Origin of the sequence: Candidatus Tisiphia endosymbiont of Thecophora atra (assembly GCF_964026395.1) — a bacterium.
GTDB lineage: Bacteria > Pseudomonadota > Alphaproteobacteria > Rickettsiales > Rickettsiaceae > Tisiphia.
This window is the reverse complement of the sequence record NZ_OZ032145.1, coordinates 478,843-495,232: the sequence shown is the minus strand read 5'-3', so window position 1 is coordinate 495,232 and position 16,390 is coordinate 478,843. Positions and strand designations below refer to the sequence as shown.

General features: G+C 30.0%; 16 protein-coding genes. 10 read left to right on the top strand and 6 right to left on the bottom strand.

Going from position 1 to position 16,390, the window contains the following annotated elements:
• Positions 1–25 precede the first annotated feature (25 nt).
• A complete protein-coding gene (locus tag AAGD45_RS02445; protein WP_341761849.1) occupies positions 26–1,369 on the top strand; it encodes an MFS transporter in 1,344 nt (447 codons plus the stop codon).
• Here AAGD45_RS02445 and AAGD45_RS02440 read toward each other — a convergent pair.
• On the bottom strand, positions 1,299–2,012 hold the full coding sequence (locus AAGD45_RS02440) for an HD domain-containing protein (RefSeq protein WP_341761848.1): 714 nt from the start codon (positions 2,010–2,012) through the stop codon (positions 1,299–1,301). The two genes, AAGD45_RS02445 and AAGD45_RS02440, sit on opposite strands and share 71 nt — an antisense overlap.
• 288 nt (positions 2,013–2,300) lie before the next feature.
• Between AAGD45_RS02440 and AAGD45_RS02435 the strand changes: the two genes are divergently transcribed.
• The 5 genes from AAGD45_RS02435 to AAGD45_RS02415 all read left to right on the top strand — a co-directional run bounded on the left by AAGD45_RS02435 (position 2,301) and on the right by AAGD45_RS02415 (position 7,255).
• The gene (locus AAGD45_RS02435; protein ID WP_341761847.1) at positions 2,301–2,924 is read left to right on the top strand and encodes a hypothetical protein; all 624 of its coding nucleotides are present in this window, start codon (positions 2,301–2,303) and stop codon (positions 2,922–2,924) included.
• Between the two features lie 100 nt (positions 2,925–3,024).
• On the top strand, positions 3,025–3,219 hold the full coding sequence (locus AAGD45_RS02430) for a hypothetical protein (protein ID WP_341761846.1): 195 nt from the start codon (positions 3,025–3,027) through the stop codon (positions 3,217–3,219).
• 138 nt (positions 3,220–3,357) lie between these two features.
• Entirely contained in the window at positions 3,358–3,987 is a 630-nt protein-coding gene (locus AAGD45_RS02425) for a hypothetical protein (RefSeq protein ID WP_341761845.1), read from the top strand.
• 158 nt (positions 3,988–4,145) lie between these two features.
• The gene (locus AAGD45_RS02420) at positions 4,146–6,824 is read left to right on the top strand and encodes a UvrD-helicase domain-containing protein (protein ID WP_341761844.1); all 2,679 of its coding nucleotides are present in this window, start codon (positions 4,146–4,148) and stop codon (positions 6,822–6,824) included.
• Between the two features lie 176 nt (positions 6,825–7,000).
• Positions 7,001–7,255 (top strand): hypothetical protein, encoded by a 255-nt coding sequence (locus tag AAGD45_RS02415; RefSeq protein ID WP_341761843.1) that lies wholly within the window; start codon positions 7,001–7,003, stop codon positions 7,253–7,255.
• A gap of 607 nt (positions 7,256–7,862) precedes the next feature.
• On the opposite strand, the gene AAGD45_RS02410 is transcribed toward AAGD45_RS02415, so the two are convergent.
• Complete coding sequence (locus AAGD45_RS02410) at positions 7,863–8,057, bottom strand: hypothetical protein (protein ID WP_341761842.1); 195 nt, start codon at positions 8,055–8,057, stop codon at positions 7,863–7,865.
• A gap of 45 nt (positions 8,058–8,102) precedes the next feature.
• Positions 8,103–8,837: a TylF/MycF/NovP-related O-methyltransferase gene (locus AAGD45_RS02405; protein WP_341761841.1), complete on the bottom strand. Its 735-nt coding sequence runs from the start codon at positions 8,835–8,837 to the stop codon at positions 8,103–8,105.
• Between the two features lie 17 nt (positions 8,838–8,854).
• Here AAGD45_RS02405 and AAGD45_RS02400 point away from each other — a divergent pair, with 17 nt between their 5' ends.
• The 3 genes from AAGD45_RS02400 to AAGD45_RS02390 all read left to right on the top strand — a co-directional run bounded on the left by AAGD45_RS02400 (position 8,855) and on the right by AAGD45_RS02390 (position 12,501).
• Positions 8,855–11,029 carry a sodium:solute symporter family protein gene (locus AAGD45_RS02400; protein WP_341761840.1) on the top strand — a complete coding sequence of 725 codons (2,175 nt, stop codon included), beginning with the start codon at positions 8,855–8,857 and terminating at the stop codon, positions 11,027–11,029.
• Between the two features lie 118 nt (positions 11,030–11,147).
• A complete protein-coding gene (locus tag AAGD45_RS02395; RefSeq protein ID WP_341761839.1) occupies positions 11,148–11,513 on the top strand; it encodes an ATP-binding protein in 366 nt (121 codons plus the stop codon).
• 7 nt (positions 11,514–11,520) lie between these two features.
• Positions 11,521–12,501: a hypothetical protein gene (locus AAGD45_RS02390; protein WP_341761838.1), complete on the top strand. Its 981-nt coding sequence runs from the start codon at positions 11,521–11,523 to the stop codon at positions 12,499–12,501.
• Here the strand turns inward: AAGD45_RS02390 and AAGD45_RS02385 are convergent.
• Entirely contained in the window at positions 12,494–12,913 is a 420-nt protein-coding gene (locus AAGD45_RS02385; RefSeq protein WP_341761837.1) for a helix-turn-helix domain-containing protein, read from the bottom strand. The genes AAGD45_RS02390 and AAGD45_RS02385 overlap by 8 nt on opposite strands.
• Before the next feature lie 444 nt (positions 12,914–13,357).
• Here AAGD45_RS02385 and AAGD45_RS02380 point away from each other — a divergent pair, with 444 nt between their 5' ends.
• The gene (locus tag AAGD45_RS02380; protein ID WP_341761836.1) at positions 13,358–13,711 is read left to right on the top strand and encodes a hypothetical protein; all 354 of its coding nucleotides are present in this window, start codon (positions 13,358–13,360) and stop codon (positions 13,709–13,711) included.
• A gap of 52 nt (positions 13,712–13,763) precedes the next feature.
• On the opposite strand, the gene AAGD45_RS02375 is transcribed toward AAGD45_RS02380, so the two are convergent.
• Positions 13,764–14,372, bottom strand: coding sequence for a hypothetical protein (locus AAGD45_RS02375; RefSeq protein ID WP_341761835.1), 609 nt, complete (start codon positions 14,370–14,372; stop codon positions 13,764–13,766).
• Positions 14,369–16,390: a type IV secretion system DNA-binding domain-containing protein gene (locus AAGD45_RS02370; RefSeq protein ID WP_341761834.1), complete on the bottom strand. Its 2,022-nt coding sequence runs from the start codon at positions 16,388–16,390 to the stop codon at positions 14,369–14,371. The genes AAGD45_RS02375 and AAGD45_RS02370 overlap by 4 nt, the downstream gene beginning before the upstream one ends.

Sequence of the window (16,390 nt, the reverse complement as noted above, 5' to 3'; positions counted from 1 at the left end):
TGTTGATAACAGTGAGAACAACTATATGAGCAAAGTTATTATACAATTAGATGGGAAGGTTATACAAAAACAGATTAGTTTGACTAAAGAACAAAAAGAAGCTGTTGGATTACTTTCAATAGGGACATTCTTAGAATATTTTGATCTCATGCTTTTTGTTCATATGGGTGTATTGCTTAATGAGTTGTTTTTTCCCAAAACTGATCCACATACTACAGCCCTGTATTCTGCTACGGCTTTTTGTTCTAGCTTTGTTTTCAGGCCTATTGGAGCATTAATTTTTGGTTATATAGGGGATACAGTGGGGCGTAAGTCAACTATTGTTATTACAACCTTTATGATGTCGATTTCTTGTATTATCATGGCTAATTTACCAACTTATGAACAAATAGGAGTAACAGCTGCTTGGATAATAACGATATGCCGAATTATTCAAGGAATGTCCTCTATGGGAGAAATAGTAGGAGCAGAGCTTTATTTGATTGAAATTACAAAACCTCCAGTACAATATCCAACTGTTGCATTACTTGGACTGTTTGGGTCTCTCGGTCCAGCTGTTGCTTTAGGCGTAGCAACTCTTGTTACTTCTTTTGGATTTAATTGGCGGATAGCTTTTTGGATTGGTGCAGGAATTGCAGTAATTGGTTCTTTAGCTAGAACAACCCTTAGAGAAACACCAGAATTTGCTGATGCAAAGTGTCAATTAAAAAAAACTCTTGCTAAGGTTTCTAATGTTATCAATGTGGATCAAAGAAAAGTGGAAGGTCATCGTATATGGAAAGAAAAAAGTAATAAGACAACATTCCTCTCTGTGATGTTAATAGGATTTATATGTCCAGTATCTTTTTATTTCAAATATATTTATTGTGCTGGTATCCTAAAAAACTATTTTGGATATAGTTCCGCACAGATTATCCAACATAATTTTATTATTTCAATTATACTAATATGTTGGATTGCAGTAATAGTGTACTTAAGTTATTACTTTCACCCATTAAAGATTCTTAAGGCTACCATTACAGTATTTACCGTATTTGCCTTAGTTTGCCCTTATTTACTCAATCATATTAGTACCCCCTTTGAGTTGTTATTACTCCAATCATTTGCTATACTTGGCATTGGCGAATTACCAGCTGCTCCCATTCTTTATAAACATTTTCCTGTCTTTAAACGGTTTAGCTATGCTAGTCTTACATTTGCTTTATCACGTGCTGTAATGTATGTTATTACTTCTTTTGGAGTAGTATACTTAACAGAATATTTTGGTCATTGGGGGTTATTGATTATAATGATTCCAGTTATTTTAGGGTACGTATTTGGGTTATTACATCTGCAAAAATTGGAAAAAGAGGCTGGAAATTATCCATAAAATGATTATGTTGTTCAGACTGCAGTATAGGTAAACTTCTATAACATAATGCAACTAAATCTTGTGTTATTGTTGGTATTTTTAAATGCATAGCAACTATTATAAATTCTTCCATAGTTTCCAGTATTATTTTGTTCATTTTTTCTGGAGATTTAGCCCCAATTGTTTGTAAGTTATGCTTTCTATCAAATAATTTAATCAATGCCACATCATATTTTTCTTGTTGAAGTAATATATCTAATGTTTCTGCCGAGCTAATCTTCCCGTGAGGCTTGTTCCTGCTTAAGTCTTCTACTTGACTAGCAACCTGCTTCCCAAAGATATAGGCAATCATCTTTTTGGTAAGTGTTGTATCCTCGATGGTATCATGTAGTATGCTGGTAACAATAATGTCAGTGCGAAAAAGATAATCAGAGATCATATATGCCACCTCTAGTGGATGGGAGTAATAAGGCTCGCCTGACTGCCGCATTTGGCTGCCATGATATTTCTTGGCGTAATAAATAGCCTTTCTAACCTCATCAATATCTATTGGTCGGGTTACTTCCTCATTCATCTTACGTAATTTGTCCAGTAACCTAGTAGCATATTGACAAGGTGCATACTTTGAGTTGTCCCAATAATTAATCTCTTCTTCTTCCATAAAAACCCTAATATTTTAAATCACTATATAAGTTAAACTAAAAATTAGAATATTACTAGGAATTTATTATATTTTTTTGAAAAAGATGAATATTTTTGCATTTTGTTGTTGTATAAATAGACAGCTACTTCCTTTATATTCACATATCCATTGTGTAAGCTGTAAGTGACTAGACAAAAAAGTACCAGTACAATTTATATTATTTATTATTATAGAATTCTTGCTGGAAAAAACTATAATAATATTTTAATTTATAATGAAACTATATTAAGTTTGTAATTACCGATTATGAAAGAATTGCATAAATTTAAGTGGGTAGTGAACTTGACATCCCTAGTAAGAAGCAAAGAGCAAATTAAACAGCGGAATGAAAAATACAAATATTTTTATCAATATAAGTTTGACACTGATAAGCATTACTATGCAGTGTGTTATCATGATAAAAAATTAAAGGCAGAGAAAAAAGAGTTAGAAAAAAAACTTAAGAAAGAACAAAAGAAACCGAAAGAAGCACAATCACTAGATGTGCTTAAGATAATAGAGAAACAGTTAGAACATCAGAATAAGCAAATCTCAGAAAGCATTCATGTTATGACGAAAGCCAAAAAACATAAGGTTGAAGTAGATCAGTATATCGCTACTATAGAAGAACTACATAAAACAAATGAAAAGGAATGGAAGAAAATGGAGGAAGTAGCCAATCAATATCAATACCTCGATCCTGATAAACATAAAGTGTTAAAGATATTTGCTAGTTTGTGTAAGAATCAAGAGATAGCTATTACTGGCAATGGGATAGTTAAGGATACGCTTCTTCGTAATAAAATTATAAACTTTGCAAAAAATAAAATGGGTAGTAAAAAAGTACAGGATCAGGAGGGGAAAAAAAAGAAACTAATTTTTCTAACTTAATACAAGTCTATAATAATCACCCCCTATGCCAATTGGTATAGGGATTTTTTAAACAGTTATATCCAATTATAGATAACATACAAATGAGATTTAAACAACTATGAGCAAATTTGTACGAGTAGATGGTAGGGTTATCCATCCCCAAACTAGTCTAACGAGAGAACAAAAAGAAGCTATTGGATTACTCTCAATTGGCACGTTCTTAGAGTATTTTGACCTGATGCTTTATGTTCATATGGCTATTTGTTGTTGTATAAATAGACAGCTACTCCCTTTATGTTCACATACCCTATAATTGTGTAAGCTGTAAGTGACTAGACAAAAAAGTACCAGTACAATTTATATTATTTATTATTATAGAATTCTTACTAGAAAAAACTATAATAATATTTTAATTTATAATAAAACTATATTAAACTTGTAATTACCGATTATGAAAGAATTGCATAAATTTGAGTGGGTAGAGAAGCTAGCAATCCTAATAAAAAGTGAAGACCAAATTAAACAGCGGAATGAAAAATACAAATATTTTTATCAATATAAGTTTGACACTGATAAGCATTACTATGCAGTGTGTTATCATGATAAAAAATTGAAAGCAGATAAAAAAGAGTTAGAAGAAAAACTTAAGAAAGAGCAGAGGAAGTCAAAAGAAGCCAAATCACTAGACGTACTTAAGATAATAGAGCAAAAATTAGAACATAAGAATAAGCAAATATTGGAAATCGCTCATACTGTAACAGAAGCTAAAGAACGTAAAGCTGAAGTAGATAAGACAATTGCCGCACTAGAAGAAGAACACAAAAGAAGTGCAAATCAATGGAATGCAGTGGAGAAAACAGCCAAAGAGTGTCAATACCTCGATCCTGATAAACATAAAGTATTGAAGATATTTGTTAGTTTGGCTAGGAATCAAGAAGCAGCTATTACTGGCAATGGAATAGTTAATGATACGATTCTGCGTAATAAAATTATAAACTTTGTAAGAAAGGAGGGCAATAAAATGGGTGGTAGAAAAACAAAGATTCAGACGACAGAAAAGCAGCTAATTTTTCTAACTTAATACAAGCAGACACTTCAAATCGTGCATTTTCCTTATATTAGCGAATTTGGCATAAAAGTTTCCTAAATGCGTGTAAATTGTTATATTTTATTATTTATTTCAGAGTACCTTTAGTTTATTTTCTAACTTTACCTATACAATCAATTTGAGAATAACTAGTGTACTCTATACTTTATTATAATAATCTAGATTATAGTGGTCTTGAAACAAAATTTAATAAGGTGGTTAAATTTTTACAGGAAGGTGATTTTAAATCAGCAGAAGTTAGAAAGCTAAAACCTACTGATTATTTTAGAGCTAAACTGGATATAACTAATCGGGTGTTGTTCAAGCCTATAAAACATAAGAATCAGTATTGTTTACTTATTTTAGAAATAATTCGAAATCATGATTACAATAAATCAAGATTTTTAAAAGGTGGAGAAATAATTGAGGAAGATGTAGAATTTAAGCCACTTGCAATAGATAACATTGAGTTATTAAATGGTGACCCTACTACTACTTCGTCTGTTCACTTGTTAAATAAGTTTATTATTTTTGATAAGCAGCAAGAAGATATATTACACCTCAACTTGCCTTTGCTGGTTATTGGTTCTGCTGGTAGTGGAAAAACCTCAGTAACTTTAGAAAAACTTAAAAGACTTGAAGGAAGAATCCTTTATACAAGTCTATCTAGCTATTTGGTACATCATTCACAAAAATTATATTTTTCTTGCAACTACAGTAATGATAAACAACAGCTTGATTTTTTATCTTTTAAAGAATTTCTAGAAACTATAGAAATTCCTAAAGGAAGGCAAGTTAATGAGAATATATTTTTACTATGGTTTAACAAGCAAAATCTTGCTATATCTATAGGGGACGGGCGTAAGGTATTTGAAGAATTTATGGGGGTAATAGCTGGCTCTTCTATCGATAAAGCTTATCTTACCAAAGAGGACTACCTTAATTTGGGAATCAAGCAGTCGATATTTTCACCTGAACAACGGAATGAAATATACAATCTTTTTCAAAAATACACTGAGTTTTTAGATAAAGAAAACTATTATGACAGTAATATTATTGCTTATACATATACTAATTTAGTTGAGTCTACTTATGACGCAATTCTTGTTGATGAAGTTCAGGATTTTACTAATAGCCAATTATCTCTAATATTCAAAAGTTTAAAAGATAGAAGTCAATTTTTGTTATGTGGAGACGCTAATCAAATAGTTCATCCTAACTTTTTCTCTTGGTCTCAACTAAAATCCTTTTTTTATAATGATGCAGATTTAAGTACACATAATATCACTAGGATTCTAGCAAGCAATTATCGTAATACCTTGGAAGTCACTGAGTTGGCTAATCGTGTACTCCGCTTTAAGAATTATCGTTTTGGCTCAATAGATAAAGAGAGTCATTATCTGATAGAAAGCACTTCTGAAAATCATGGTAGTGTTAGTTGCCTAGAAGCTACACCAAATATTATAAAAGAAATAAATGCACGAACATCTAGGTCTACAAGTTACGCCATTTTAGTGTTACATGATCATTACAAGCAACAAGCAAGAGAGTTTTTTAATACCCCACTTATATTCACCGTACAAGAAGCGAAAGGATTAGAATATGAGAATATAATTCTCTACAATTTTATATCCTCTGAACAAAGTTATACTACTATTAGCAAGGATATGGATAGGTCATTTCTTAACTCAGATTTTAAATATTCTCGAATGAAAGATAAATCAGACAAGTCTCTTGAAATATATAAATTTTATATAAATTCGCTGTATGTTGCAATTACTAGGTCTATTTGTAATGTTTATATAATAGACTCTAATCCCACTCATAAGTTCTTGTGGCTATTAGATATTAATCAAATTAAGGAAGTAAATATTGAAGCCAAGGAATCTTCTAGAGAGGAGTGGCAAAAGGAAGCGAATAAATTAATAATACAAGGTAAAGAAGAGCAGGCAAAAGCCATTGAAGACAACATATTGCAACATAAAGTAATTCCGTGGAAAATTATTGATAATCAACTATTGATTCAATTACAGACCGCTGTACTAGAACAAAAAACTGCTAGTAAAAAGGATATAATTAAACTGCTTAATTATGCAATAATCTATTCTGATTCTGCAATAATAAGAAAACTACAAGATATGGGAATAAAAGCTGCGAATAATATTGCAAAATGTGTTGCTTTAATGCAGGATGAATATTTTAGTGATTATACTTATAAAAATACTAGTGCTATGTTACAAAAAATTGATCAATTTGGTATTGATTATAGAAATGAGTTCAATCTTACTCCTTTAATGGCTGCTACATATATTGGCAAAAAGCTGTCTGTTGAAACCCTGATTTCTTTAGGGGCGTCAGTAGATTTAATCGACAATAACCGTCGCAATGCTCTTATGATTGGCATTGCTAGAGCAACAGATGATATAAAATATTGCATTGGACTTTTTCCAAGTATTTATGAATATTTAAAACCGGATTCGATTATAGTAAAAATAAATAATAAGCTAGTTAAGATTGAATCGTATAAATCTGAATATTTTTTTCTCTATCTTTTGCTAACAAAAGTAAGGAATATAACGTATGTCAAGGATGATCAACATATAGTGTTTAAAGCCGGTACTATTAGTAATATGCTAAAGAATTTTCCGGAGAATATTTTACCTAAACGACGCAAATCACAAGAATATATACGATCTATACTTGCTCGCAATGAGGTAAATAGTAATTATCCCTATAACAAACGTTTATTTACTAGGGTACAAATAGGGGTATATAGTCTTAATGAAGAATTACAGATAAAACTTAACGATAATTGGGAAGATTTGTATTAGGTTTATATATTAAATCTACTCAAGCTTGATCATAAAATGAATTATCTTATGCACTTTGACATTGATTTAGCAATTATTATCAGCTTTCTAGGATAAACAAAAGAAATGTAGAAAACATTTTGAAAGATAATAATATTATGCTACTATGCAACTAATGAGATTATTAGATTATAGAAATGTCAAAAGATAATTTAGATACTGGCAAAAATACCGATAATAAATTTGTTGAAACAGAAGAAGAAAGAGAAAAACGACTAGATCGTGAAGAATCAGCTAGGAAACTAAAGGCAATTCTCTTTGTATTTATACCGCTTTTAGTTGGTTTCCTAACCTTCACTTATTTCTTTCTTAATTCAATAGAAGAAAAAAGTAAACTACTAAAAGATCAAACAAGTCAAAATATATCAACACCAAATAGCTCAGCAAAATAAGTATATTTGGCTAAAAAAATTAGTTTATTGGTTGAAAGGACAACATAAGACTGTTTTTAAGAGCGATAGAGTTGTTATATGGATTTAAAATTTGTTACTTTAACCTGAACCTGAATTCGATGTAACAAGTTATATCAAATTCAGTATTATATATAGAAACAATCAGGTTTGAAGCGGCTGCCCACCTGATTGTTAAAATATAATACTCCATTCAATATGTGATTTTAATTATTAAAATCACATATTGAATGATAAAAAAAGTTAAAATGCACCCGCGTCAGCCGCTTCAAGGCATTTTTCCTTCTACTGCAGTTGTTAATTAATTTTGTCTTTCCACATGAAGCCCTTCGCTCCACTCCCATTACAGGAGCTTCATCACTACTCCAACTTCATCCGCCCCAATAGCATGATTTGCTATTGATTCCCAAGTTCCATACCTAACCCTAACCTATGTTCGTGCCACCTATGTACCGTTTGCCAGTAACTCGGCTATTGTATGACAGCTAGTTACCTGATCTTACAAGCTCTTCGAAACCCATAATTTTGACAAAAAGAAGACTCTCTCGATACTTAAATACAGTGATTCACTTTCGTTCACCTCCATAGGTCATACCTGACTGTTTCCAGCCTTTTCCTTAACGCTCACCACCATATTCCTTAGAATACAGCAGCTTAAGGTAGTTTGATATCTGCTCATACCAGCCGATTCCGGTGGACCTACCACCATGTTAAGTACAGCACCATTCCTCACTTCTACAGTGACTCGTACTCTTGGCACACCTAAGATAAGAGTAGAGTTCATCTCTAAACAGTCAGAAACATTCGCTGCATAAAGGCTATATGTGATTTAACAAATACGTACTAAGACTTGCTCATGAAACTTATTATAAGCTATGTATTCAAAAGATAAATTAGTATGCTGTATAAATTCTATAAATGACTTATGCTCATGTTCTTCCCAGCCATCGTAATTAAAATATTCATCAAATAATAAAAATGTGCCAACTACTATATTTGTAGATAGATATTTAAATATACTCTTAGTTGAGGAATATAAATCACAATCTATATGTATTAAAGATATGGGTGTGTCTTTTATTTCATTTTTAAACAGGGGGATAGTGTCTTCAAACATACCTTTATATATTGATACATTTGCCAATAAAGGTGGGACAATATCATCGCTTAATTTAAATGTACCTTTATTTGCTCCAGTACGCCAGTCTTCTGGAAGACCATCAAATGAATCAAATCCATAAACAATATTTTTAGAATTCAGTGCTGCAATAATGTTAATAGTTTTGCCAGTGCATACTCCAAATTCAATAATAAGACTATTAGTAACTGTTTTAACACTTTCTAGTGTAAATTTTAATATATCCGCATCGCAATCAAAAATTATGCAACCACGCATGTGCTTTTTTATGTAGTTTATAGTAGACAAATGATCTGTTACAGGTCTATTGGCTGTACAAAAATGAAGTATTTGATTATTGCCATAATTATGCTTTAATTTTACATCCGGGAATATAATTGCATTATTTTGAAAATAATTGTAATTTTTAAAAGGTATTTTATGCATAACAAAAACAATTTTATATGTATATATCAAAATTATCTTATCTGGACATTAGCATCATTGTTTTATATTTACTAATTACTATTGTAGTAGGAGTATACTATAGAGCAAAAAACGTTAATATAATAGATTATGCAATTGCTAAAAAACAACTTAGTTACCCTATATTATTGTTCAGATCACTTGCCACTATAATTGGTGCAGGTTCTACTGTAGGAACAATATCTGAAATATATAAACTAGGTGTTATATTTATAATACCTAATTTTGGATATGTTTTAGGTAGCTTTTTATTTGCAAAATTCATAGCCATAAAAATTGATAATAGATTTAATAACAATATATCAGCTAGTGATATAATTAAAATCTTTTATGGTAAAAACGCGTCCATTGTAACAGCTATAATTGGATTTTCTTATTGTACAGGAATAGCTGGAGTACAAATTACTGCCTTAGGTCATATATTTAACTCTTTACTTGGTATGCAATATGAAATGGGAGTGATAATAGGCGGATTAATTATAGTAGTCTATTCATGTACAGGTGGATTTAGATCAGTAGCAATAACAGATGTAATACAATTTACATTGTTAATTGTAGTTATACCAATACTAGCAAGTGTAATGCTGAATAAGGCTGGAGGTATGACAGCTATACTACTACAATCTAAAAGTAATAAACTATCATTTTTCAATCAGGCTGATTACTTAAATTATATTATACTATTTTTTGCCTTATCTATGCCTACGCATCATTTAAATCCCTCATTAATACAAAGATATCTAGCCGCAATTAATCCAAAAGACATACAGTCAATAATGTATACTTATTGTTTTATAAAGTCTGCACTTATATTTACTTTAGCAATTATCGCATTATCTGGGTTAATTATATATCCTAATATTTTACCACATCACCTATTAAATATAGCAATAATAAACTTATTACCTAGTATAGTCAAAGGTTTAACTATTGCTGGTATTTTTGCGGTAATTATGTCAACTGCTGATTCAAATATCAACTCAGCAGCTATCCTACTATCACATAATTGTATATTTAAAATACATTCTAGCTTCAATGAATTAAAGTTAGCTAAAATTGCAACATTTATTAGCGGAATTATAGGCATAAGTATTGGTTTGTTAAACTTAAATATTATTAGAGTTATTATGGACTTAGAATTAATATGGGGCATAATGGTTGGTATACCTATGATCATAGGTATTTTAAGACTAAGTAGACCACTTAATTTTTTTTGGTATTGCTGTGTTATAACATGTATTACAATGTTTTTAAATTATTACCTTAAAGTTGAGATTTGTATAAGTACACTTATAGTATCGTTACTAATATCATTCATGATATTAGTTTATAATTTATGGTGCAATAGTGGATTTAGATTAAGGTTAAATAAAAATATTACAAGCAAAAAGCAACATATTATTAAGTCTCAGTATAATATCACCCAATTTATACACTTTATTAAAAATAAAATGGAAGAAAATTCTATCAATGTAAAAGTATATGGTACATTTTGTTGTATAAATTATATAGTACCATGGTTCATGTGGGACTCTGATAAGGTTGATAACTTTAATGTAATCCTAGCATTACGTTTTATAGCAGGTCTTATTTGTGTAATATTATTAACGCATGATTATTGGCATAAAAAATATATCAAATATTTCCCATTATATTGGTATTTTACTTTAATATACACTTTACCTCTATTCACAACATTTATGGCATTGAATAACCCTACTTCTCAGTTTTGGTTAATTAATATTTCTCTTGCTATATTTCTGCTAGCTATGCTAGTTGATTGGCTTAGCTTTTGTATTATTTCATTTATTGGAATTATACTGGGAATAACATTACATTATGTTATTATACCGCATTCTATTCAAGCAATACACTGTGAAGCAATGTATAATTTTATATATATAGTAATATATAGTACAACCATAGGATTCATTTTTAATAAAAGAAAAGAACTAGTAAGTACAGCAAAATTTAATACTGCAAAAAATATAGCTGGAACGATGATGCATGAAATTAAGTCACCATTACTTACACTTGCCTTAATTAATAATAATATTAAAAGAAAAATAAACAATCAAGACGATATAGGCACATTAAAAAAAATCTTGCCTAGAATAGGAAGTCATTACAGAAACAGAATATTTAGTAGATAATATTTTAGCAAAATTAAAAAAAGATAGTAGCGATATAAAATTAGAGCTATTATCTATCAAGCATGAAATAAATGTAATAATAGATTCTTATCCATTCATAAAGGACGAGCAAAATAAAGTGATATCAATAAACTATAATTTTAGTTTTTTAGGTGACAGTAGTTTATTTAAGCATGTCATACATAATTTACTTAAAAATAGTTTGTATTATACTAGGTCAAATAGTAATGCAAAAATATATATAACGTCAGAACGAATTAATGAATACAATTATCTTTTTTTTAAAGATACAGGTGAAGGTATAAAGCAAGAAGATTTAGGGAATATTTTTATACCATTTTATACTAGACGTGCAAATGGTACAGGTTTAGGGTTATCTTTTTGTAAAAAAATAATGCTTTCTTTTGGTGGTGATATATCTTGTATATCTGAAGAGGGGCAATATACAGAGTTTCAATTAAATTTCCCTAATTATAATACATAGCAAACATATGTCATTATTACCATTTTTTTGGCCGACTCAAACTTTAATATTAGATGATGATGAATTGTTTATCGTAGAACTAAAAGAGATATACAAAGATAAAAAGAATATTATTTTTTCTACTAGTCCAATTGACTCATTAAACTATTTATCAAATTTACAATTTGATAATCAATGGTATAAACATTTGTTAGATTACGGTTATTACGAAAAAAAACTATACGATATAGACTATAAAAAAATTTGTAATAATATTTATTCGCCCGAGAGATTTAAGCAAGTTACTACTATTATAGTAGATCACAATATGCCAAGTATGTCAGGTATTGAGTTTTGTACAAAGGTTGCCCAATATTCCAATGCGAATAAAATATTATTAACAGCTAATATGGACTACAAACAAGCAGTAAACCATTTAAATCAGTCTATAATTAATGAATTTTATATAAAACAAGATATAATATATAATATAAGTGCATTTTTAGAGAAAATACACCGTAGTAGCCATGAATTTTTTCACAATATATCCAAAGATCTGAGTATATTAATAAGATCTAAAGCATTTCATTCTAAGGAATATAGAAATTATATCCATCAATTAATACAAGACTTAAATATAGCGGAATACTATTTATTAAATGATTTGGGTTGGTATTTACTATTAGATAATAATGGTCAAAGCTATGGAGTATTTATATTTAGCCAAGAAAGTGCAGATGAAATCATAGAAGAAGCAAAACTACGTTTTGTAGATGCAGAAGCAATACAGTCATTAGCTAATTATCAAAATATTTTATGCTTTTATAGTACTTCAACAACCGATTGGCCAAAATCTCATGTATGGAAAAAGTATATTCATAGAGCAGACAAAATACTTATATCAGGAGATAATTATTACATTGCCTGTGTTAAAGATAGTATAGATATAGACTATAATAATCTATATTTCTATAATCAAATGTTAACTAATGCATCTAGCACTATTTAGCATTTATTAGTCCGAATTTTAAGTGTCCTTCAATCATACCTTTAATGTAAACTTTAGCATACTCAGGCTTCGTATTTGTTTCTAAGTATTGGTATAATGATTCTATATATTCATGCAGAATATTAATACTTATTTCTTGAATTTTTAATGTATCAATAACATCAATAATTATTTGCAAAGCATTTAAATATGTCTTGATATTTACAATAAACTGCTTTTTATTTTTAACTAATGTGTCAATTGGGACATTCAATACATTTGCCACTTTATTATAATATTCAGGTTTCGTAGTTCTGTTGTAAATTATATTTGTAATAGTACTTTCTTTTATTTCTGTTAGCTCAGCAAGTTTGGTTACAGTAATCCCCTTTTCACTCATTAATATTCTTATAATTTCACCTGTAGTCAACATAAAGTAAATTTGATATATCGAATAATTGTAACTATTACAATATTTGCTCAAGTCAATACAATAACCTCTAGCTTATGTGTTTACAAGTAAAATTATAACAGTCAAAAATACTAATGTAGAATATTTTACAATTTTTATACAAAATTATACAAATATGTATACATGAATAATATTGTATAATACAATATCTACTATATAATATAGTAGATATTGTAAATTTTTAAAAATAAATACAATAAAAAGAAGATAACTACATACAATAGCTACTTGTAGCACAAACTTATTAGGGTATTGATAATATGTACCTTAGAACCAATATTGACAGAACTTAGCAGAGTCAAGATATCTAGCAATAGTTTAGTAGCAATCAATCAGCTGACTTTATCTAACCTTACAACAGGCTATGCGGACAAACATAACATTAGCAAATAAAGGAAGTAGAACATGAATTACCAAATATTAGCCTTGACCATTGGAGTATTTAGCCTAATCATCGGACAAATATTATTAATACTACTCTCGGTCAAATGGCTTAATCAAATCAGATCAACCTATAGTGACATCAAGGTTATTTGCAAGGATTTCTCTAGCGTTTACATTAAAGCACAAGATGAAATAGCAGCTCTATATCAAAAGATCACAGAGCTAGCTAATAGTACAGTTAAGAAAGAAAATTACATATTAAATGCTACCTTTCAGTTAGCAGATATTAATCTGCATCTTAAAATACTACTTGATGAGTTTAAAGTATTTGCTAACTCTAGCAATACTACGTCACAGACCAAGACACAAAAATAATTAACATTAACTAACCCCAGTTGCCAATTAATTTTGTATATCAAAAAGTTCTTCAATCCTTGATTATTTTTGCTTTATTACAGAATTTACCTTGCATATCAAATATTTGTACTACTCCTTCTGTATGAATATCGTGAGCTTTATCAACTAGATATTTTTGCTGTGGTGGAAACCATTGTAACACAAAATAAAGGACAGTGGTTGTAGTAATAGTTGATAAGCTAAGACTAATCGCTACCACAGGAAAGAAATTCTTGCTACGATTAATCCTAAGAGACTCAATATCATCTTTAATTTTATTGAGATTTTGACTACAACTATTAATCGCTATAGTCATTTCATCTATTTTAAGTTGGTTGTGACTTTGAATTTCCTCAGCAACTTTAGGAGCTATAGCTATTATGCTTTTATCTAACTTCTCCGGTATTTTGCTTAAGATATAGCACTCCTCACTAAGCCTAGAAAGATTTTTTTTAAAATCTTCCAATTGAATATTAATATTATTACTATATTGCTTAGTGGAATCACTAAAAGATGTTAAAATATCTTGAACCTCCCGTTTAATATATGGCAGTTCTTTAATAAGTTCTATACATGTAGTAAAGTGCTTGTCTACTTTGTCATAAATTGTAGTAAAGTCAGTCGTTATTTTTTTACTCATTTTTTACCATGAATATTCGTTAATGTATTATACTCGTTAGTTATAACAATATATTCTTGCCTAGCTTCTTGCCACCAAGGTTGATCCTTGCGTGGATATTGTGGTACTACTTGCTCAACATCTGTTATACTTGCTTGGTCATTTGAAATATCAGAAATACTAGCTTCCTGAACATTATAACTATCAATGGAATTATTATAATGCTCAGGAAACTTGCTTGCAGCAACAAAATATGGGTGTTTTTTAGGAACATCAGCCGCTAAAGGCACTTTAATTCTAGCTATTCTAGCTTTTGGCTCAGGTAGTCCAACAAAACACTCTAAATCTGCTAAAGTAGCAAGATCATCGGTAGTGATTAAAGCTTTATGTTTAGTATTTTCACTATAGCTAATACCATCTCGAAACTCATGAGCTCCATAAGAAGTATTTTTTTGACTAGTAGCATATTCCAGTTGCCCAAATATCTCAGTGATAATTTTAGTTGTAGCTGGCTCATCACTTCTAAAGAGAAACTTAGTAGCAAATTGGCCAAAGATACTATTACCTTGCAACATACCAAAATTATCGAATATTTGGTTAATTGATTGCGTAGCACAAAGAACGCACCCACCATATTTTCGTGATTCTGATATTAAAGTAGGAAAGCTAGGCAAATTACCTAAAGAAGCTAGTTCATCGATAATAAACCACATACGTCTTTTCTCATTGATCCCTATGCCAATTAGACATGAAATTGCTAGTTCGAATAAACAGCTAGTTAGCGGCATTGTAACGTTTCGCATATCTGGTCTGTTACTCAAGAATAACCAAGCGGGATTGCCTTGTGCCACTTCAGTAAAATATTTGGTCAGGGAAAACTTTTTCTCAGAGTCAAATAAGAGATTTAGAGGAGCAGTACTAGTTGCCAACACTGATAAAATAGAACTAGCAGTAGTCTTATTACTGGCTGTTAAATATCTAGCGGCTACTGTATTAGCTAACTTTTTCTCAAGTGATTGCCTAGAAGATAGCTGTAACATTTTCTGCAGTTCAGTAATTGATTTATTGCCTTCTTTTATTAAGGATTGAACACAAGCACAAAAAATAGCTGCACTACTATTATTCCAAAATGGATCAAAGCCGCTACTAGTCTTCTTGTTAAACTTAAACAGTACTTTAGCAAATTTATCTAACTTTGGATCAATATATTCTGCTTGTTCATGATCATTACTATTATTAGAACTAGTATCAGTCCAAAAATCCCAACTGTGAGATCTAGCATCTAATGGATTAAAGATAATATCTCCTCTATCCGGGTTATAATATCTTTCTATCATTTCCCCTGTTTGATCAACGACCAATGCTGGTTGTTGAAAGTTCCTGATTTGCGGAATTAAATTATTAAACAAATTAGTCTTACCAGAACCAGTAGTGCCAGTAGCTATAATATGCCTAGTTTCACTATCTTTAACAAGTCGCATGCTACCTACAATGAATTTACTTGCTTTATTAGCTTTATTTAAATAGTTAGTTATTTCTTTGGCTGATTTGATAGTACTACCGCTAATTTGTTTTTCTAGTGATACCGACTTACCAAATTTTGTCCACAGCAGAAAGATGCTAACAAAAATAGCAAACATCAAACCAAGGCAGAGTAGTAACTTAGCTTTGATAAAATTAACCAGCTGATAATAATTCTTACTAAATTTAGAGGAAGTCAAGATCAGTTGTGGATCAATATTACTCCTATATAAACCAGCATGATTATAGGCATTAATTAGGGTAACATATTCTTTGCCTTTAGGATTGATCATTACCTTAATAGGACGCACGCTATTATCAAAGTTACTGGCTAGTAAAGCTTTTTGATAAGTTATAGCAGCAGATAAATCATACAGTTTTAGCTTAGGGTAAGCTAGAACTATGGTAATTATCACACTTACAATACACGAAATAGCAATAGAGCGATTAAATACCTGCAAAAACATCCTAATCTTATGCAAGAATATCTGACCACCACCTATAAAATTACTTAGCAT

Excerpts from the sequence above, each read along its gene's own strand:
- AAGD45_RS02445 (WP_341761849.1), top strand. The coding sequence starts at position 26 with ATGAGCAAAGTTATTATACAATTAGATGGGAAGGTTATACAAAAACAG.
- AAGD45_RS02440 (WP_341761848.1), bottom strand. The coding sequence starts at position 2,012 with ATGGAAGAAGAAGAGATTAATTATTGGGACAACTCAAAGTATGCACCT.
- AAGD45_RS02435 (WP_341761847.1), top strand. The coding sequence starts at position 2,301 with ATGAAAGAATTGCATAAATTTAAGTGGGTAGTGAACTTGACATCCCTA.
- AAGD45_RS02430 (WP_341761846.1), top strand. The coding sequence starts at position 3,025 with ATGAGCAAATTTGTACGAGTAGATGGTAGGGTTATCCATCCCCAAACT.
- AAGD45_RS02425 (WP_341761845.1), top strand. The coding sequence starts at position 3,358 with ATGAAAGAATTGCATAAATTTGAGTGGGTAGAGAAGCTAGCAATCCTA.
- AAGD45_RS02415 (WP_341761843.1), top strand. The coding sequence starts at position 7,001 with ATGTCAAAAGATAATTTAGATACTGGCAAAAATACCGATAATAAATTT.
- AAGD45_RS02410 (WP_341761842.1), bottom strand. The coding sequence starts at position 8,057 with ATGAACTCTACTCTTATCTTAGGTGTGCCAAGAGTACGAGTCACTGTA.
- AAGD45_RS02405 (WP_341761841.1), bottom strand. The coding sequence starts at position 8,837 with ATGCATAAAATACCTTTTAAAAATTACAATTATTTTCAAAATAATGCA.
- AAGD45_RS02400 (WP_341761840.1), top strand. The coding sequence starts at position 8,855 with ATGTATATATCAAAATTATCTTATCTGGACATTAGCATCATTGTTTTA.
- AAGD45_RS02390 (WP_341761838.1), top strand. The coding sequence starts at position 11,521 with ATGTCATTATTACCATTTTTTTGGCCGACTCAAACTTTAATATTAGAT.
- AAGD45_RS02385 (WP_341761837.1), bottom strand. The coding sequence starts at position 12,913 with ATGTTGACTACAGGTGAAATTATAAGAATATTAATGAGTGAAAAGGGG.
- AAGD45_RS02380 (WP_341761836.1), top strand. The coding sequence starts at position 13,358 with ATGAATTACCAAATATTAGCCTTGACCATTGGAGTATTTAGCCTAATC.
- AAGD45_RS02375 (WP_341761835.1), bottom strand. The coding sequence starts at position 14,372 with ATGAGTAAAAAAATAACGACTGACTTTACTACAATTTATGACAAAGTA.
- AAGD45_RS02370 (WP_341761834.1), bottom strand. The coding sequence starts at position 16,390 with ATGCTAAGTAATTTTATAGGTGGTGGTCAGATATTCTTGCATAAGATT.